A 15,292-nucleotide genomic window follows, 5' to 3' on the forward strand; every position below is an offset into this window, starting at 1 on the left:
CTTCCGGGGCCATATCTGGCATCACCAGTACCATGGTTACTCCAGCGGCTTGATCACGCCTCCGCCTTTTCGGGCCGGAGGCTGTTTTGCAGGCGGCGGATTACCCTGACCCTGCATGGCCGGATTTTTTTTGATCTCGGCCACCAGATCACTCACGCTGAACACGAATTTGCCGAGCTCCTGCTCCAGACTGACCGAGGGCGTGGTGATGCTGATCTGTCCGCCGGGCGCAATCACCTGCTCATCCCCGCCGGGAGACAGGCCAAGATATTGAGACCCCAGCAATCCATCGCTTAGAATCTGCGCTGCACTGTCTTTCGGTAAATGGATGTCGTCACGAATCCGCAAGGTCACGACAGCCTGGAAGGTTTTGGGATTAAGCGAGGTCTTTTCCACCGTCCCGATCTTGACTCCGGCCATACGCACATCCGATCCGGCTGTCAGCCCGGTGATATTCTCGAACTGTGCCGTCAGTGGATAACCGCTGACGGAAGTGCGTCCCGAGTTGGCCATGGCATAAGTCAAAAATCCTCCGGCCACTGCCAGAATGGCAGCTCCGACAATGATTTCGGCTGAGTTACGCGATGCCATGCAGTCATTCCCCGACGCCAGACAGACATTTTGCAATCACAACGCATCACGACGGCCATGGTGCGGCTTTGCTGTACTGATTAAGGTGGTGATGGCCGTGAAGGAAGGCCGCGTCAACCATGGCGGCCAGCCCTGGGCAGCCCCATCTTGCAGCCCTCATTCGGGCAACAGGGATCAGGAACCTGGCGTCCAGGCCTCATAATCGCCGCTGCTGCGTGCTCTTTGCCCGCCGCTATAGTCATGGCCCGGCGGCCGGTAGCTCAATGGCGTGCCTGTCAGATTGGGGCGATGCGGACGGACCCACGGTTTATGGGTCATCGGCAACGGCTCATCGGTGATGAAATGCAGCCAGGCATGCCATTCCGGCGGCACCTTGGTTGCTTCAGGGGCACCTTTGTAGGCGACCCAACGACGACGGCGCGGCTGGTCAGGGCGCTTCTTACGATCCTCGTAATAGCGATTCCCGGCGGAATCTTCGCCGACCAGACGGCCACGGAGCTTTGTGAACAGCCATGTGTCGAAGTTCATGCCGCCTTTATAATCTGCTCCTTGACGCTGGTCCACTGACTTTACCGGGCTTTCCTGCCCTGTTGCCGCATAGGTGATTGCCCACGACATTCCCGAAGATGTCCCCACCCTTACCCACAGGATTTTGTGTTCATCCCCGTTATCCAACGCAAAATAGACTCCCGATCGAGCGGAGCCGGACCTACTATAACGGCTATGAACAAGCGTCCTTCTCCCCCTGTCCCGGCTGCCGATCACGCCGATCATGGTCAGTCCATCTGGCATGGCATCCGCATGCGCGATGTACTGGCCGCGCCAAGCCCGGATGATGATCCACGTGCCATCCGCATACCGGTGTCATGGTCTGACGATGCCGCAGCGGCCCTGGCGGCGCTGTGCACGGAAATGGCGACCCCGCCTCGACCGAAACGTGGCCGTGCTGCCCGCCCGACCCCGTTTGGACACCGTATCGACGCCGTACTGGCCGCTGATCGCTGGATCACACCGTTGGACGAAGCTGCCTGCCGGGCGGGACTGCATGAAACGCTGGGGGCCTCCCTGCACACCATGCTGCGCGACCGGCGCGGCACGGCTGGCGTCTCGCTCTGGACCGGGCAGGAAGATGCGCTGACCCCACCGAGCTTCCTGATCAACCTGCCTGCTTTCTACACTCGGACCGATGGTCTGGATGTCGCGGCACTGGGGCAGGCAGTCTCCGATGCCGTCCTGGCGCTGACGCTGGCGGTTCCTTCCGCCCGCCGCCTTGCTGTGTCTCCGACCGGGCTGGCGGCGCTGCTCGACAAAGCCGGGCTGGCCTATGCCAGTCAGGAAGCCCGCGATACCGCCCGCTGTCTGGTCGCCTTCATCCGCGCCTGCGCCGATCACGCCTCCGCCATCACGGCGCGGAGTCTGGGTGGCGGAGAAGCCGCAAGCAGCGTCGTCTCCCGCAATCTGCCTCTCTCCTGCCCATTGCAGGGTCTGGCGGAAGCCGCAAGACAGGCCTGCGAGTCCGCCCCACTGGGCGGGCTGAGGCACCGAGCCACAACCGCCATTTTGCCACCGCAGATTGTAGAGTCCCTGCTGGGCGTACGCATCAGCGGTATTGCCCCCGGCTTCTCCCCCCTGACCAGCGAAGGCGCGTTATCCGAATCTGCGCAGGACTGGCTGCTGGCCCGCGGCCTGCGTGCAGAGGATGCCATTGCAGCGCTGATCCGGGGCGAGAGCGTGTTCCCCTCCGCCGACACGGCCGCCCGCATCGCGATGCATGATGCGGTTGCACCCTTCATCCATATGATGGAAGCCCGTCCGGCAGCAGAGCCGGACAAGGATGCTTCCACCACTCCGGTCCTGTCCGTTCAGGCCGAGGATCTGCCCGCACGGCGACGGGGTTATACACAGCGGGCAACGGTCGGCGGCCACACCGTGTTTCTCCGCACGGGAGAATATGCAGATGGACGACTGGGCGAGATTTCCATCTCTCTGCCCAAGGATAGTCCCACGGCACGGGGTCTGACCGAATGTCTGGCACAGGCAATCAGCATCGGTCTGCAACATGGTGTCAGACTGGATCGCTTCGTGGAGGCACTGGCCCTGACCGATTTCGGACCGGCTGGTACGGTCGAGGGCGATCCCTCGGTGGATCGCGCGACCTCCATCCCGGATTATGTCGTACGTCATCTCGCCGCCAGCTATACGCATCAGGCCGTCACCCCGGCCCCTGTGGTCGAAGGGCGGGTGGTCGAAGGGCGGAATGAGGATGAAGATACCATCGCCCCCCTGCTGCCGCTGGATCTGCCACATGACATGAGCAAAATCTCTGCCCGATCCCGCAGGCGTGGGCTTCGGCTGGTCAATGGGTGAAGGGCCGCGTTCAAGCCCGCCACTGGACGAGTGGCATAAGGGGGCCATAGAGACGCAGACAAGTCGTGTGCTAGGCTACCTGAAAACAGTGCATCGTCAGAGGAGACCCCAATGGCACATTCCATCGAACGCCGTCTCGCCGATCTCGGCATCGTACTGCCCGAGCCGATGGCGCCCATCGCGAATTATGTGCCATGGGTCGTCACCGGCTCTCTGGCGGTGATTTCGGGGCAGGTACCGGCGAAAGACGGCAAGATCGCCTATACCGGGCGCCTGCCTGAACAGAGCGTCGAATACGCCATTGAAGCGGCCCGCACCTGCTTTATCAACGTACTGGTACATCTGAAAGCCGCCACCGGTGGCGATCTGGACCGCGTCCGCCGCGTTGTGCGTCTGGGTGGCTTTATCGCTGCCGCACCCGAATTCACCCAGCATGCGCTGGTTATGAACGGTGCCTCTGACATGGCGGTCGAGGTATTCGGCGATCTGGGCCGCCATGCACGTGCGACGATCGGGGTTCCCTCCCTGCCAGGGAATGCCATTGTCGAGGTCGAGGGTCTGTTCGAAATCGCCTGATCTGCGTTCAGCTTTCTTTCGTATCGCGCGCCGGTAAAGAGACTTTCCACGGCGCGTGGATACACCATATGAACTGCTCCGCAAGTGGATGAGCATATGGAGCCGGAAACGTCGCGGGATATGACTGCCCACCTGCATCGCAGCGCATCCTCTATCCCTGCCGCTGCATGGAATGCCTGCGCCGGGAGCCGGAATCCTTTCATCAGCCATGGTTTTTTCATGGCTTTGGAGGAAAGCGGTTCGGTCACGCCCCGCAATGGCTGGCTGCCCCAACATCTGAGCCTGACCGATCCTGCGGGTGATATTGTGGGGATCGTGCCACTTTACGCCAAATCACATAGCCGCGGCGAATACGTTTTCGATCAGGGCTGGGCCGAAGCCTTCCAGCAGGCGGGCGGCCAGTATTATCCCAAACTGCAAAGCTGCGTTCCCTTCAGCCCCGTCCCCGGCCCGCGTCTGCTGCATCGTCCCGGTGTATCACCCGGCATGCTTGGTGAAGCACTGATCCGGACATGTCAGGCACTGGACCTGTCTTCCGTGCATGTCACCTTCTGCCAGCAGGAAGAAGCGCAGGCTCTGGAACAGCTTGGCTTTATGTCCCGGATCGGCACCCAGTTTCATTGGCAGAATAACGGCTATCACAGCTTCGACGATTTTCTGGAAGCTCTGTCATCCCGCAAACGCAAACAACTCCGCCGGGAGAGGCGCGATGCCAATGAAGCCGGCCTGGTGTTCGAAACGCTGCGCGGTGACGACATCAAACCAAGGCACTGGGATGCATTTTACGAATTTTATCTGGATACGGTGGATCGTAAATGGGGACGGGCCTACCTGACACGGGACTTCTTTACCGCCCTCTCTGAACGTATGGGAGACGCCGTTGTGCTGATGACGGCGTCGTCCGAGCATGATCTGGCGGGAGCCGCGCTCAATCTGATGGGCGATGATGCGCTGTACGGGCGGAACTGGGGTTGTCGGGGATCATACCCGTTTCTGCATTTTGAATTATGCTATTATCGTGCACTTGATTTCGCCATTGCCAACGGGCTGGGCCGTGTCGAAGCCGGAGCGCAGGGTGAACATAAAATCCAGCGCGGTTATCTGCCCGTTCCCACTTACTCCGCACACTGGATTGCCCATCGTGGCCTGTCAGAGGCCGTCGCTTCCTATCTGGCTGCTGAAAAACCCGCCATGCAGGCAGAAATGGCGGCCCTTGCTATACTGTCTCCCTTTCGAAAAACACAGGACTGATCAGTCTGTTTTATAAAAAAGGCAAGCACCGGAGTGCCCGCCTTTTCTGAAACAACCGGAATGATCAGAACTGCAGGATAGCATCCGCAGCAAACAGGAACTGACCATTGTGACCCATGGGGTTGGTATCGCTGTAAACAAAGGAGCGAGCACCGTTCAGGGACCGATCATAGCGGACTTCCGGACGGAGCATCAAACCGGCAATTGGCTTGGGCAGGTTCGGCTTCCAGGTCACGCCCAGCGTCAGGTCGCCATACGTGCCCGGACCGGGAGCGGTGATAATAGGTGTGGAAAGACCTTTGATGGATTTCCAACCACCATTGGCTTCCTTGAAACCGGCGATGAAATAATTATCCATGTCACGGAACACTTCGACCCGTGCATTGAAGGTCCAGTGATCATTGAAGACGTGGGAATAATAACCAACGGTGCTGAAGGATTCAGCATTGATCACTTCATCACGCAGATAGTTGAGTTCCAGCGTCAGGGTCGTCTTCTCGGAAGCTTTGTAGCCAATCACGATATCATCGAAAAAACGCAGCGCACTATTGGCAATTTGAGGACCAACGGCCAGAGACCCTGTTTCCGGACCGATATTGGTCAACGCCAGCACGCTGAGTTTGCCATTCATCAAGTTATTGAACTGGAACCCGAACACGCCGGAGGGGCGGCTGTTATTATCACCACCGGCAAAGGTGGTGAAGTTACCGGTATTGACGCCAAAATACACATCCATCATCGGCGAGACATGCGACACGCTGAGGAAGCCGGTGTGTTGGAAGGGCACGGCAAAGTTAAATGTGTAGGAGTGTGTATAAAAAGGTGTGGTCGCCGGGTCGATCGTTTCAAAACCGACTGGAGAGATGTACTGGCCGATTTTCCAATCGATACCACCTTCAAACAGCCATGGCGTATGCACGGCAACGTTGGCCTGCAAGGGCACCAGCTTGTAACGGTCGCTGGTCATCTTGTTGAACTCACCCAGGAACGGCAGGTAACGCACGTCCGAACCATAGATAAGTTGCAGGTTGAAGCCGAAATCATACCCTTTGCTGTTGCTGTCGATATCACGATGCAGCGTCAGGGCCGCCTGATTCAGCGTGGCCTGATCGGAGCGATCGGTGAACAACTGGCCGAAATTGACGCCATTATCTGGCGTGTTCCCGTTGATGACAAAGCCGCCATCAAGCTGCGCATCCAGTTTGATGCTGTCGGTCCACTTTGCCGCCTGAGCCGCCTGGACAGCCTGAGCCGCACCAGAAGCCAGAACGCTCGCCGACGCCAGCAAAATGGATGCAAGAGCATGACGCATGAAGGAAGTCTCCTTGAGAAATCGTGTCGCATCCCTCCCATTGCAGATGTCGTGCCAGAGCATGTTGCAAAAATACAACTTACTCTGCCTCCGTATCATTCAATAAGCAGAACAAGCGTCATCCATGCCAGAGCCAGAAGATCAGGATAAGATTACCCTCAAGTTACAAAACGGGCTGCCTGCGCCATCCTTGCTCAATACGATCATGACTTGAGCATTTTGATAAGAAAATGATGAAAAATAGTTCATTCCGTTTCCGAACGCTTCTGATAGCAACGTTGTTCCTGATCCCGTGGCTTTTCTACAAAGGAATGCCTGTTTTTAAGGCACCTTCCGATCGGACGACCGTTTCCCTTATCTCAAGGGCAGAAGCGGCAGAGCTGACTTCTCCAGTAACAACGCCCTTTGCCGGTGGACTGAAGATCGCGACATGGAATCTGGACTGGCTGACAGAGCCAGGCAGCGAGGCGAAGCTGCCTCCTGATGCGCCACATCGCACAACGGAGGACATCAGCCGCCTGAGCCATTATGCGGCCCTGCTGGATGCCGATATTATCGCCGTGCAGGAAGTAGCCGGGCCGGATATTCTGCGCCGCCTGTTCCCGTCCGACCGCTATGTGATTCATCTCAGCGGCGACAAGGTGGCACAGCGCGTCGGCTTTGTGGTCCGGCGTGGATTGACGGTGACGGCAAATCCCGATCTGTCAGGGCTGGATGTCTATGGCCCCCATGCTGCCCATCATCTGCGCAGCGGAGCAGATATTACAGTGGACCTGCCAATATCCGCCGGTGGCGGCAGGCTGCGGCTGCTGACCGTGCATCTGAAAGCCGGATGCAGGCGGGACGCTTTTGCGAAAAGTCTGCGGCCAGCCTGTGCAACCTTACAGGCCCAGACCATTCCGCTGACCGGATGGATCGCAGAACGAAAACGGGAGGGGGTTCCCTTTCTGATTCTGGGGGATTTCAACCGCTGGCTTCGTCCCGGCGATGACGTCCTGCAACGGATGGAACAGGTGACACCGCTCAAGCTGCTGACGGATGGCCGACGCGACCCCTGCCACCATGGCGCCTCCTTTATCGACCATATTCTGGCAGGTGGCGCCGCACGCAGCTGGATCAACCCGGAAAGCCTGCGTGTCATGACATATGGTGCGGGCACTACGTCCAAACCTGAGGGGCAGGCGATGCGTTATCAGCTTCCCTGGACACGCATGCCGCCGGGGAAATTGATTCAACCGGACAGCCGTGATGGATTATCCGATCACTGCCCGGTATCAATCCGGCTGACTCCTCCCCTGCCTCACTAAACAGACAGCGACCGGACTACGGAGAGAAAAGACCATGAGCAAAACGCTTCTCGTGACAGGTGCCACATCCGGCTTCGGTGAGGCCATCACCCGCCGTGCCGTCCGGGACGGTCACCGCGTCATTGCCGCAGGCCGTCGCGTTGACCGGTTGGAGACACTGGAAGCTGACCTGGGAGAAGCCGTTCTACCCTACCGGTTGGATGTGACCGATCCCATTGCCACCGCCTCCCTGCCTGATGCCCTGCCCGAGGAATGGCGGCAGATTGACGTGCTGGTCAATAATGCCGGGCTGGCGCTGGGGCTGGAGCCTGCCCATCAGACCGATCTGGCACAATGGGATACGATGGTCGCCACCAATGTCAGCGGGTTGATACACATTACCCGCGCGATCCTGCCGGCGATGGTGGCACGGAACGACGGGCTGGTAATCAATATCGGCAGTATCGCCGGCACCTATCCCTATCCCGGCGGCAACGTCTATGGCGCAACCAAAGCCTTTGTAAAACAGTTCAGCCTCAATCTTCGTGCCGACCTGATCGGAACCGGTATTCGTGTCACCAATCTGGAACCGGGGGCCGCAGCTGGTTCAGAATTCAGTCAGGTCCGCTTCAACGGGGACGCTGACAAGGCGGCGGCCGTGTACGATGGCATGCGGCCTCTGATGTCCGAAGACATTGCGGAAACGGTAGCCTGGCTGCTGACATTACCGCCCCATGTGAGCATCAATCGCATGGAGATCATGTCTGTGGATCAGGCTTCCGGCCCCCTTGCCATGCACCGGCGCACAGCATGAACGAAGCGATCAGTGAAACAGTCCGGCAGTTCCTCATGACCTGCCGGATTGATAACGGCAGGGAATTCAGGCTTGCCGATCACGATCCGGATCGTAAGCCGGAGATCGATCTGTCCCGTCAGGAAATCACTGATTACCTGACAGAGCGCACAGCATGCCTGTCAGACCTTCAGCAAAGGCTGTATTCATCCCAGTCATACGGGTTGCTGTGTGTGTTTCAGGCGATGGATACCGGCGGCAAGGACGGCACGATCCGCCACGTCATGTCCGGCGTGAACCCGCAGGGTGTGCAGGTCCGAGCATTCAAGCAACCCGGCCCGGAAGCGATTCATCATGATTTCCTCTGGCGCGTTTCCCTTTCCCTGCCCCAGCGCGGGGAGATCGGAATTTTCAACCGCAGCCATTATGAAGAAGTACTGATCACCCGCGTACACCCTCACCTGCTGGACAAAAGCGGTATTCCGGAGGAACTGCGCGGCAAGCCATTCTGGAAAAACCGTCTGCGCGATATTCGCCATTTCGAATCCTATCTCGGCCGTCAGGGCATCGTGATACGCAAGTTTTTCCTGCATATCTCAAAAGAAGAGCAGCGCAAGCGACTGCTCGCACGGTTGGACGATCCGACGAAACACTGGAAATTCAGTGTGGATGACATAAAGGAACGGCAATACTGGAACGCCTACCAGCGCGCTTATGAAAAGGCGATTATCGGCACGGCCAGAACAGCCGCACCATGGTTCGTCATTCCAGCCAATAATAAACCAATGGCCCGGCTGCTGGTAAAAGAAGCGATCATCGAAACACTGGAGGAGATCAATCCCCAACTGCCTGCTCTGAATGAGGAACAGAAAGCCGCCCTTGATGAAGGGCGTGCAGCATTGGAAGACCGCTCGGACACCCCTCAGTAAGCGATCCGGATGGCACGAAAAACACACATCGATATGGCGTGCGTTTTTCTCTCCCATAGCGGGTTTCGACAACAGAAATACCACCACACCTGATGAGCAGCCTTCGAGCGATGGCCGATCTGTCTGGTGGCCCGTATCGGGTAACAGGTCACTGCGCTAAATAGGCGCGCCATCCTCCAAATTTGGTAATGTCCTGTGCTCCGGCCAGACCGGCCGGTTCACAGACGAAGCCTTTGACAGAGGTTCCATCAGCCAGACGCAAAGTGCCGATGGCCAGTGGCGCAGGAACCAGAGCCGTAAACGTGCCGAACGCTTCCGCGTCCATGCTCCATACTTCGATTTCGATGCCATCCCCGGTGAATTCCGGATCAGCGACCAGGCCCGGTTTGGGAGGGGTGGTATCAGCCAGAGCATAAAGCCGGTAATCGGGCGCTGTTCTGGTCCGTGCCAGCAAAGTGGCATTGCGTTCCGTCAATTGCCAATGCAGGGGCTGCCCGGACAGATGGGCCCCGACCACAGCCAGCGCGATCTGTCCCGGGTCAGCCTCCTGAAGCGCAGGATTGGGCAACGAAGCACGATGCTGTCCATAGCTGGATTCCAGTTGGCGATGAAGGCGATCGGCGATCAAGGCTAATGAATCATCGCTGAAAGCCGGTCCCACCAGAGTAACGCCGAAAGGCAACCCCGTTTCGGTGAAACCCGCCGGCACTGCGATGGCGGCACAATCCAGCAGGTTCACGAAATTGGTATAATGCCCCAACTGGCTGTTCAGGCGCACAGGATCAGCCATCACCGCCTCGACCTTGTGAATGGTCGGGGCCGTGGGCAGCAGCAGCATATCCATCCTGGCCCATTGGGTATTGGCCTGGTGAGTCAGCGCTGCCAGTTCGTATTGGCCACGGAAGGCATCCACTGCCGAGAGGGTATTCGCACTTTCGACAATGCTCCGTACCACCGGATCAAAAGAATCCGGTGCGCGGGACAGATGATCACCGACCGCTGCCAGCCTTTCCGCAACCCATGGGCCACCGTACAGCAGTTTGGCTGCATCGCGGAAAGGTGCGAAGTCGATCTCCACCAGCTCAGCACCGAGAGAGATCATCTCATCCAGCGCCCGCTGATAAAGAGCGGCATAAGCGGTATTGCCGTAGAATTCCCTCTGATCCTGTCCTGGAACGCCTAATCTGATGCCAACATGTGGCAGCCTGCGCTTTTGCGACGGGCGGGAATACGGATCTGCTGCATCATAGCCCTCGGCGACCCGGCGGATCTGCGTTCCCTCTGCCACCGAAGCAGCAAAGACCGTGACGCAATCAAGGGAGCGGCAGGCCGGCACGACCCCGCTGGTGCTGAGCAATCCTTTGGTGGGTTTCACCCCGACCAGATTGTTGAAGGCTGCCGGTACCCGGCCGGAACCAGCCGTGTCGGTCCCCAGAGAGAAAGCCACCAACCCTGCCGCCACAGCGACAGCAGAGCCTGAGCTTGATCCGCCCGAGATATATTCCTGATCGAACACGCAGCGCGGTGCCCCGAACGGAGACCGTGTGCCGACGAGGCCGGTAGCGAATTGATCCAGATTGGTCTTGCCCAGAACGATGGCTCCGGCTGCCCGCAGCCGCGCCACGACCGTCGCATCGCGGTCCGGAGAATAGGTAAAAGCCGGACAGGCAGCCGAGCATGGCAAACCGGCCACATCGATATTGTCTTTGACGGCGAAAGGAACACCGTAAAGTGGTTGCTTGGCTGCGGGGGAAGCATCCAGTGCCCGGGCTTCCGCCAATACCTCCTCGCGAGGACGCAGAGCAATCCATACCGCCTTGTCGCCATAGCGCGTGATGCGGTCATAAGCCTCGGTGACCACCTGCTCGACGGTGCCGCCTTGAGCCAGAAATGCCTGAATTCCTGCGAGGGTCATGCTCAGTGTCATGTCAGGCTTCCTCCTCGATCAGCAGCAGACGCTGCCCGGCCTGTACGGTTTTACCCGTCTGGCACAGCACCTCCCGCACCACGCCGGAGACGGAGGCTTTGACCTCCATTTCCATTTTCATGGATTCCAGAATGGCCACAGGCTGTCCGGGCTGAACCTTGTGGCCAGTTTCAACCAGCACTTTCCAGACATTGCCGGGAATGGGGGAGTCCACTGCCATCACACCGGGCGGCAAGGCAGAAACGTCCTCAGGCGGAGCAGCCGCGTCATCCTCGGAGACATAGGCTGCCAGTCCCAGTTCCCTCCAACGCTGACGCTCGGCCTCGAAGGCGGCTTGCTGGCGGGATTTGAAGGCGGCAATGCTGTCGGCGTTCTGAGCCAGAAAGCGGTGATAATCCGCCAGTCTGAACACTGATTCTTCCGTCTTCAGCTCATAACCGCCATAGGGGAAGGCGTCGCGGGCTTCGGCCAGTTCCTGCGCCGAGACGGGGAAGAACCGTATCTGGTCGAAGAAACGCAGCAGCCAGGGTTTGCCATCCCTGAAATTGGTGGTCTGGCGATGGGTGTTCCAGACCTGCACCGTGCGTCCGACGAACTGATAGCCGCCGGGGCCTTCCATCCCATAGATGCACATATAGGCCCCACCGATCCCGACAGCGTTTTCGGGGGTCCAGGTGCGGGCCGGATTATATTTGGTGGTGACCAGACGGTGACGCGGGTCCAGCGGCGTCGCCACCGGCGCTCCCAGATAGACATCGCCCAGCCCCAGCACCAGATAGCGGGCATTATAGACCACATCCTTGACCGCCTGCTCATCGGCCAGCCCGTTGATGCGGCGGATGAACTCAATATTGGACGGGCACCAGGGCGCGTCGGGGCGTACCAGTTCCTGATATTTACGGATCGCCAGTCGGGTCGATTCATCATCCCAGGAGAGCGGCATATGGATGGTACGGGTCGGCACGCTGATCTGATCGACCGGAGGCAGATCGGCAATCGCCGCGGCCAGCAATCCACGCATTCTGCCGATGGACAGGCGGTCGGGATCGAGATGAACCTGAAGCGAACGGATTCCCGGTGTCAGGTCCAGCAATCCCGGCAGATTTTCCGCTTTCAGCCGCTCCATCAGGGCATGGGCCTGAAAACGCAGACTCAGATCCAGTTCAAGCGGCCCGAACTCCACCAGCAGATTGTCATCGCCCGACTGACGCAGCAGCACGGCCTCGTTGCCTTCGCGGAAACGCGCCAGCACCGGGCTTTCCGGTGCGGGCGGGCCCAAGGCGGGCGCAGTCACAGCATGCAGGGTCTTCAGGGCCGCATCCTGCGCGTGGCGCAGGGCATCGGCCTGGTCGATATCGAGCCGGACGAAGCGCAGCTTGTCGCCCGGTTTCAACTGGCCGATTTTCCATAACTCGGCGCAGGCCACGGTGACCGGGCAAACGAAGCCACCCAGTGACGGACCGTCTGGCCCCAGAATGATCGGCATATCCCCGGTGAAGTCCAGCGCCCCAACCGCATAGGCATTGTCGTGGATGTTCGAGGGATGCAGCCCGGCCTCACCGCCATCGGTGCGGGCCCAGTCTGGTTTGGGGCCGATCAGTCGGACGCCGGTGCGCGCACTGTTGAAATGCACCTCGTACTCGGCCTCGAACAGGGTGGCGATGTCGGTTTCTGTGAAGAAATCAGGGGCACCGTGCGGACCGATCAACACACCGATCCGCCAGTCGCGGGTCAGTGCTGGCCGCAGGGTCGGGTCGAGCGGTGCTTCATGGACGGGACCGGCACCGCTTCTGTTCAGACGCAGCACATCGCCGGTGCGAAGACAGCCAACGCCGTGACCGCCGAAACGACCCAGAGCAAAAGTCGCGCGGCTTCCCATATAGACCGGAGCATCGAAACCATGACGGACTGCCAGATAGGCACGGTTGCCCGCCTGTCTGGCGGCCCCGATGGTCAACACCTGACCGGCCTCGATCCTGATCGCCTGCCAGAAGGGCACGGGCTGCCCGTCCAGCGTCGCGTCCATCTCGGCCCCGCCCAGAGCAATCTCCGTGGGGGCGTTGAAGCGCAGGGTGGGGCCAGTCAGGGTGATTTCCAGAGTTGCGGCCTCTGACGGGTTCCCCAGCAGGCGATTGGCCAGCCGGTGGGACAATGCATCCATCGGGCCGCTGGGTGGCACGCCGACATCCCAGTAACCAAGACGTCCCGGCCAATCCTGAAGGCTGCTTTGCGCGCCGGGGGTCAGCACATCGATAGTCGAGGGCTGATAGGGAAAATCCCCCAGCGCCCGCGTGCTGACTTTGCCGGAGGACAGCATTTCGGACCCGGCGATGGTCGCCAGATAATCGAGATTGGTCTCGATACCGTAAACACTGGTATGGGCCAGAGCGTCCTGTAATTTGCTCAGGGCTTCGGCACGGTCCTGACCGGTCACGATGATCTTGGCCAGCATGGGATCGTAATAAGGCGTCACCTCGGTGTCGCTTTCGATCCAGCTATCCACGCGGACATCGCCGTCGGGAAAGGCGACATGGGTCAGACGGCCCGAACTGGGCAGAAACCCCTTGCCAGGATCTTCAGCGTACAGCCTGACCTGAATCGAGGCCCCCCGGGACGTGGGGGCTTCCAGACCGGACAGTTCGCCCGCAGCCTGACGCACCATCCATTCCACCAGATCCACGCCGGTGACCTGCTCGGTCACGCCATGCTCGACCTGAAGGCGGGTATTCACTTCCAGAAAATAAAACTGGTCGGCTTCATCATCATAAATGAATTCCACCGTTCCGGCGGATTCATAAGCGACATGACGGCCCAGCCTGATTGCTGCATCCATCATGGCGGCACGGGTAGCAGTGGGCAGATTGGGGGCCGGTGTTTCCTCGACAACTTTCTGATTGCGCCGTTGCAATGAGCAGTCACGTTCGCCCAGCGCCACAACATGGCCCTGACCGTCACCGAAAATCTGCACCTCGATATGTCGGGCCCGGGCGACATATTTTTCAAGATAGATGCCGCCATCTTTGAAATTGCTTTCCGACAGACGGCGCACCGTTTCAAACAAAGGCCCCAGTTCATCAGCGCTGCGGCAGAGTTGCAAACCGATACCGCCGCCGCCTGCGGTGCTCTTGATCATGACCGGATAGCCGATCTGCCCGGCGGCTTCATGGGCGGCCTGCAAATCGGGCAGCAGACCGGTACCGGGCAACAGCGGCACGCCGCAGGCCTGAGCGGCCTCTCGGGCAGTATGCTTCAGCCCGAAGATGCGCATATGCTCAGGAGAAGGGCCGATGAAGCGAATACCTTCCTCGGCCAGACGACGGGCAAAAGTGGCATTCTCCGACAGGAAACCGTAGCCGGGATGCACCGCCTGCGCGCCGGTCTGTTTGCAGGCGGCGATGATGGCCTCGATATCCAGATAGCTTCCGGAAACCTGTGCAGGACCGACGCAGACCGACTGATCAGCCATCAGGCGATGACGGGAATGGCGATCGGCCTCGGAATAGACGGCCACTGTGCCCACGCCCATTTTTTTCAGCGTGCGGAAAATACGGCAGGCGATGGCACCCCGGTTGGCCACCAGAACATGATCGAACATGGCAGAACCCCTTTTCGTCAGGCCGCGTCCCACACCACCACTTCGATGGGCGTGGGGTTGTAGGCATTGCAGGGGTTGTTGAGCTGCGGACAGTTCGAGATCAGCACGATCACATCCATCGCCGCGATCATCTCGACATATTTGCCGGGTGCCGACAGCCCATCCTCGAAGGTCAGGCCGCCTTCGGGCGTTACGGGCACATTCATGAAGAAATTGATGTTGTGGGCGATGTCCCGTTTGGTCAGGCCCAGATGATCGTTTTCGGCCACGGCCAGCAGCCAGGAATCACGGCATGCATGCATGGTCTTTTTTTCCAGAGCATAGCGGACCGTGTTGGATTCAGCGGCACAGGCCCCGCCCAGAGTATCGTGGCGGCCCACTGTATCGGCGGTGATTTCCAGCATCACATTGCCGTCCTGGGAATAGAGCTTGCTGCCGGTGGTCAGATAGACATTTCCCTGCTCACGGATGGTATCCTCAGCCGAATAGCGCTCTGACGAATCTTTGGCCGAAAAGAACAGGGTGTCGGCAGACTGGTTGCCCTCCAGATCGACGATACGGAGCGTCTGACCGGCCTTGACCACATGCATCCAGTAATCACCGGCCTTGACCGTGCTGCGATAGCTGGCGTTTTCAGGCGCGAGATTGCTTTCCCTGATCATGGC

The 15,292-nt window shown here is 59.3% G+C and carries 12 protein-coding genes; 6 read left to right on the forward strand and 6 right to left on the reverse strand.

Annotated elements, in window-relative coordinates; genetic code table 11:
* Positions 1-36 precede the first annotated feature (36 nt).
* Complete coding sequence (gene mlaD / locus GbCGDNIH8_RS09025) at positions 37-591, reverse strand: outer membrane lipid asymmetry maintenance protein MlaD (RefSeq protein ID WP_072572920.1); 555 nt, start codon at positions 589-591, stop codon at positions 37-39.
* 174 nt (positions 592-765) lie between these two features.
* Entirely contained in the window at positions 766-1,209 is a 444-nt protein-coding gene (locus GbCGDNIH8_RS09030; RefSeq protein WP_095206447.1) for an NADH:ubiquinone oxidoreductase subunit NDUFA12, read from the reverse strand.
* Between the two features lie 105 nt (positions 1,210-1,314).
* Between GbCGDNIH8_RS09030 and GbCGDNIH8_RS09035 the strand changes: the two genes are divergently transcribed.
* The 3 genes from GbCGDNIH8_RS09035 to GbCGDNIH8_RS09045 all read left to right on the forward strand — a co-directional run bounded on the left by GbCGDNIH8_RS09035 (position 1,315) and on the right by GbCGDNIH8_RS09045 (position 4,785).
* Positions 1,315-2,958 (forward strand): TSCPD domain-containing protein, encoded by a 1,644-nt coding sequence (locus GbCGDNIH8_RS09035; RefSeq protein ID WP_072572921.1) that lies wholly within the window; start codon positions 1,315-1,317, stop codon positions 2,956-2,958.
* A 111-nt stretch (positions 2,959-3,069) separates the two neighbouring features.
* Positions 3,070-3,534 (forward strand): RidA family protein, encoded by a 465-nt coding sequence (locus GbCGDNIH8_RS09040; protein WP_072572922.1) that lies wholly within the window; start codon positions 3,070-3,072, stop codon positions 3,532-3,534.
* A 120-nt stretch (positions 3,535-3,654) separates the two neighbouring features.
* Entirely contained in the window at positions 3,655-4,785 is a 1,131-nt protein-coding gene (locus tag GbCGDNIH8_RS09045; RefSeq protein WP_095206448.1) for a GNAT family N-acetyltransferase, read from the forward strand.
* Between the two features lie 64 nt (positions 4,786-4,849).
* Here GbCGDNIH8_RS09045 and GbCGDNIH8_RS09050 read toward each other — a convergent pair whose 3' ends face one another.
* Complete coding sequence (locus GbCGDNIH8_RS09050) at positions 4,850-6,097, reverse strand: porin (protein WP_072573769.1); 1,248 nt, start codon at positions 6,095-6,097, stop codon at positions 4,850-4,852.
* 311 nt (positions 6,098-6,408) lie between these two features.
* On the opposite strand from GbCGDNIH8_RS09050, the gene GbCGDNIH8_RS09055 reads away from it, so the two are divergent.
* The 3 genes from GbCGDNIH8_RS09055 to GbCGDNIH8_RS09065 are packed head-to-tail and all read left to right on the forward strand — an operon-like array spanning position 6,409 to position 9,105.
* Positions 6,409-7,404 carry an endonuclease/exonuclease/phosphatase family protein gene (locus GbCGDNIH8_RS09055; protein WP_157692608.1) on the forward strand — a complete coding sequence of 332 codons (996 nt, stop codon included), beginning with the start codon at positions 6,409-6,411 and terminating at the stop codon, positions 7,402-7,404.
* A 34-nt stretch (positions 7,405-7,438) separates the two neighbouring features.
* On the forward strand, positions 7,439-8,197 hold the full coding sequence (locus GbCGDNIH8_RS09060; protein ID WP_072572924.1) for an SDR family NAD(P)-dependent oxidoreductase: 759 nt from the start codon (positions 7,439-7,441) through the stop codon (positions 8,195-8,197).
* A complete protein-coding gene (locus GbCGDNIH8_RS09065) occupies positions 8,194-9,105 on the forward strand; it encodes a polyphosphate kinase 2 family protein (protein ID WP_072572925.1) in 912 nt (303 codons plus the stop codon). The genes GbCGDNIH8_RS09060 and GbCGDNIH8_RS09065 overlap by 4 nt, the downstream gene beginning before the upstream one ends.
* A 148-nt stretch (positions 9,106-9,253) precedes the next feature.
* On the opposite strand, the gene atzF is transcribed toward GbCGDNIH8_RS09065, so the two are convergent.
* The 3 genes from atzF to GbCGDNIH8_RS09080 are packed head-to-tail and all read right to left on the reverse strand — an operon-like array spanning position 9,254 to position 15,289.
* A complete protein-coding gene (gene atzF / locus GbCGDNIH8_RS09070; RefSeq protein ID WP_072572926.1) occupies positions 9,254-11,032 on the reverse strand; it encodes an allophanate hydrolase in 1,779 nt (592 codons plus the stop codon).
* Position 11,033: 1 nt separating this feature from the next.
* Entirely contained in the window at positions 11,034-14,627 is a 3,594-nt protein-coding gene (gene uca, locus GbCGDNIH8_RS09075; protein WP_072572927.1) for an urea carboxylase, read from the reverse strand.
* Between the two features lie 17 nt (positions 14,628-14,644).
* A complete protein-coding gene (locus GbCGDNIH8_RS09080) occupies positions 14,645-15,289 on the reverse strand; it encodes an urea amidolyase associated protein UAAP2 (RefSeq protein WP_072572928.1) in 645 nt (214 codons plus the stop codon).
* Positions 15,290-15,292: the final 3 nt, after the last annotated feature.

The sequence above is a fragment of the Granulibacter bethesdensis genome, assembly GCF_001889545.1.
In the GTDB taxonomy this organism is placed as follows: domain Bacteria; phylum Pseudomonadota; class Alphaproteobacteria; order Acetobacterales; family Acetobacteraceae; genus Granulibacter; species Granulibacter bethesdensis_B.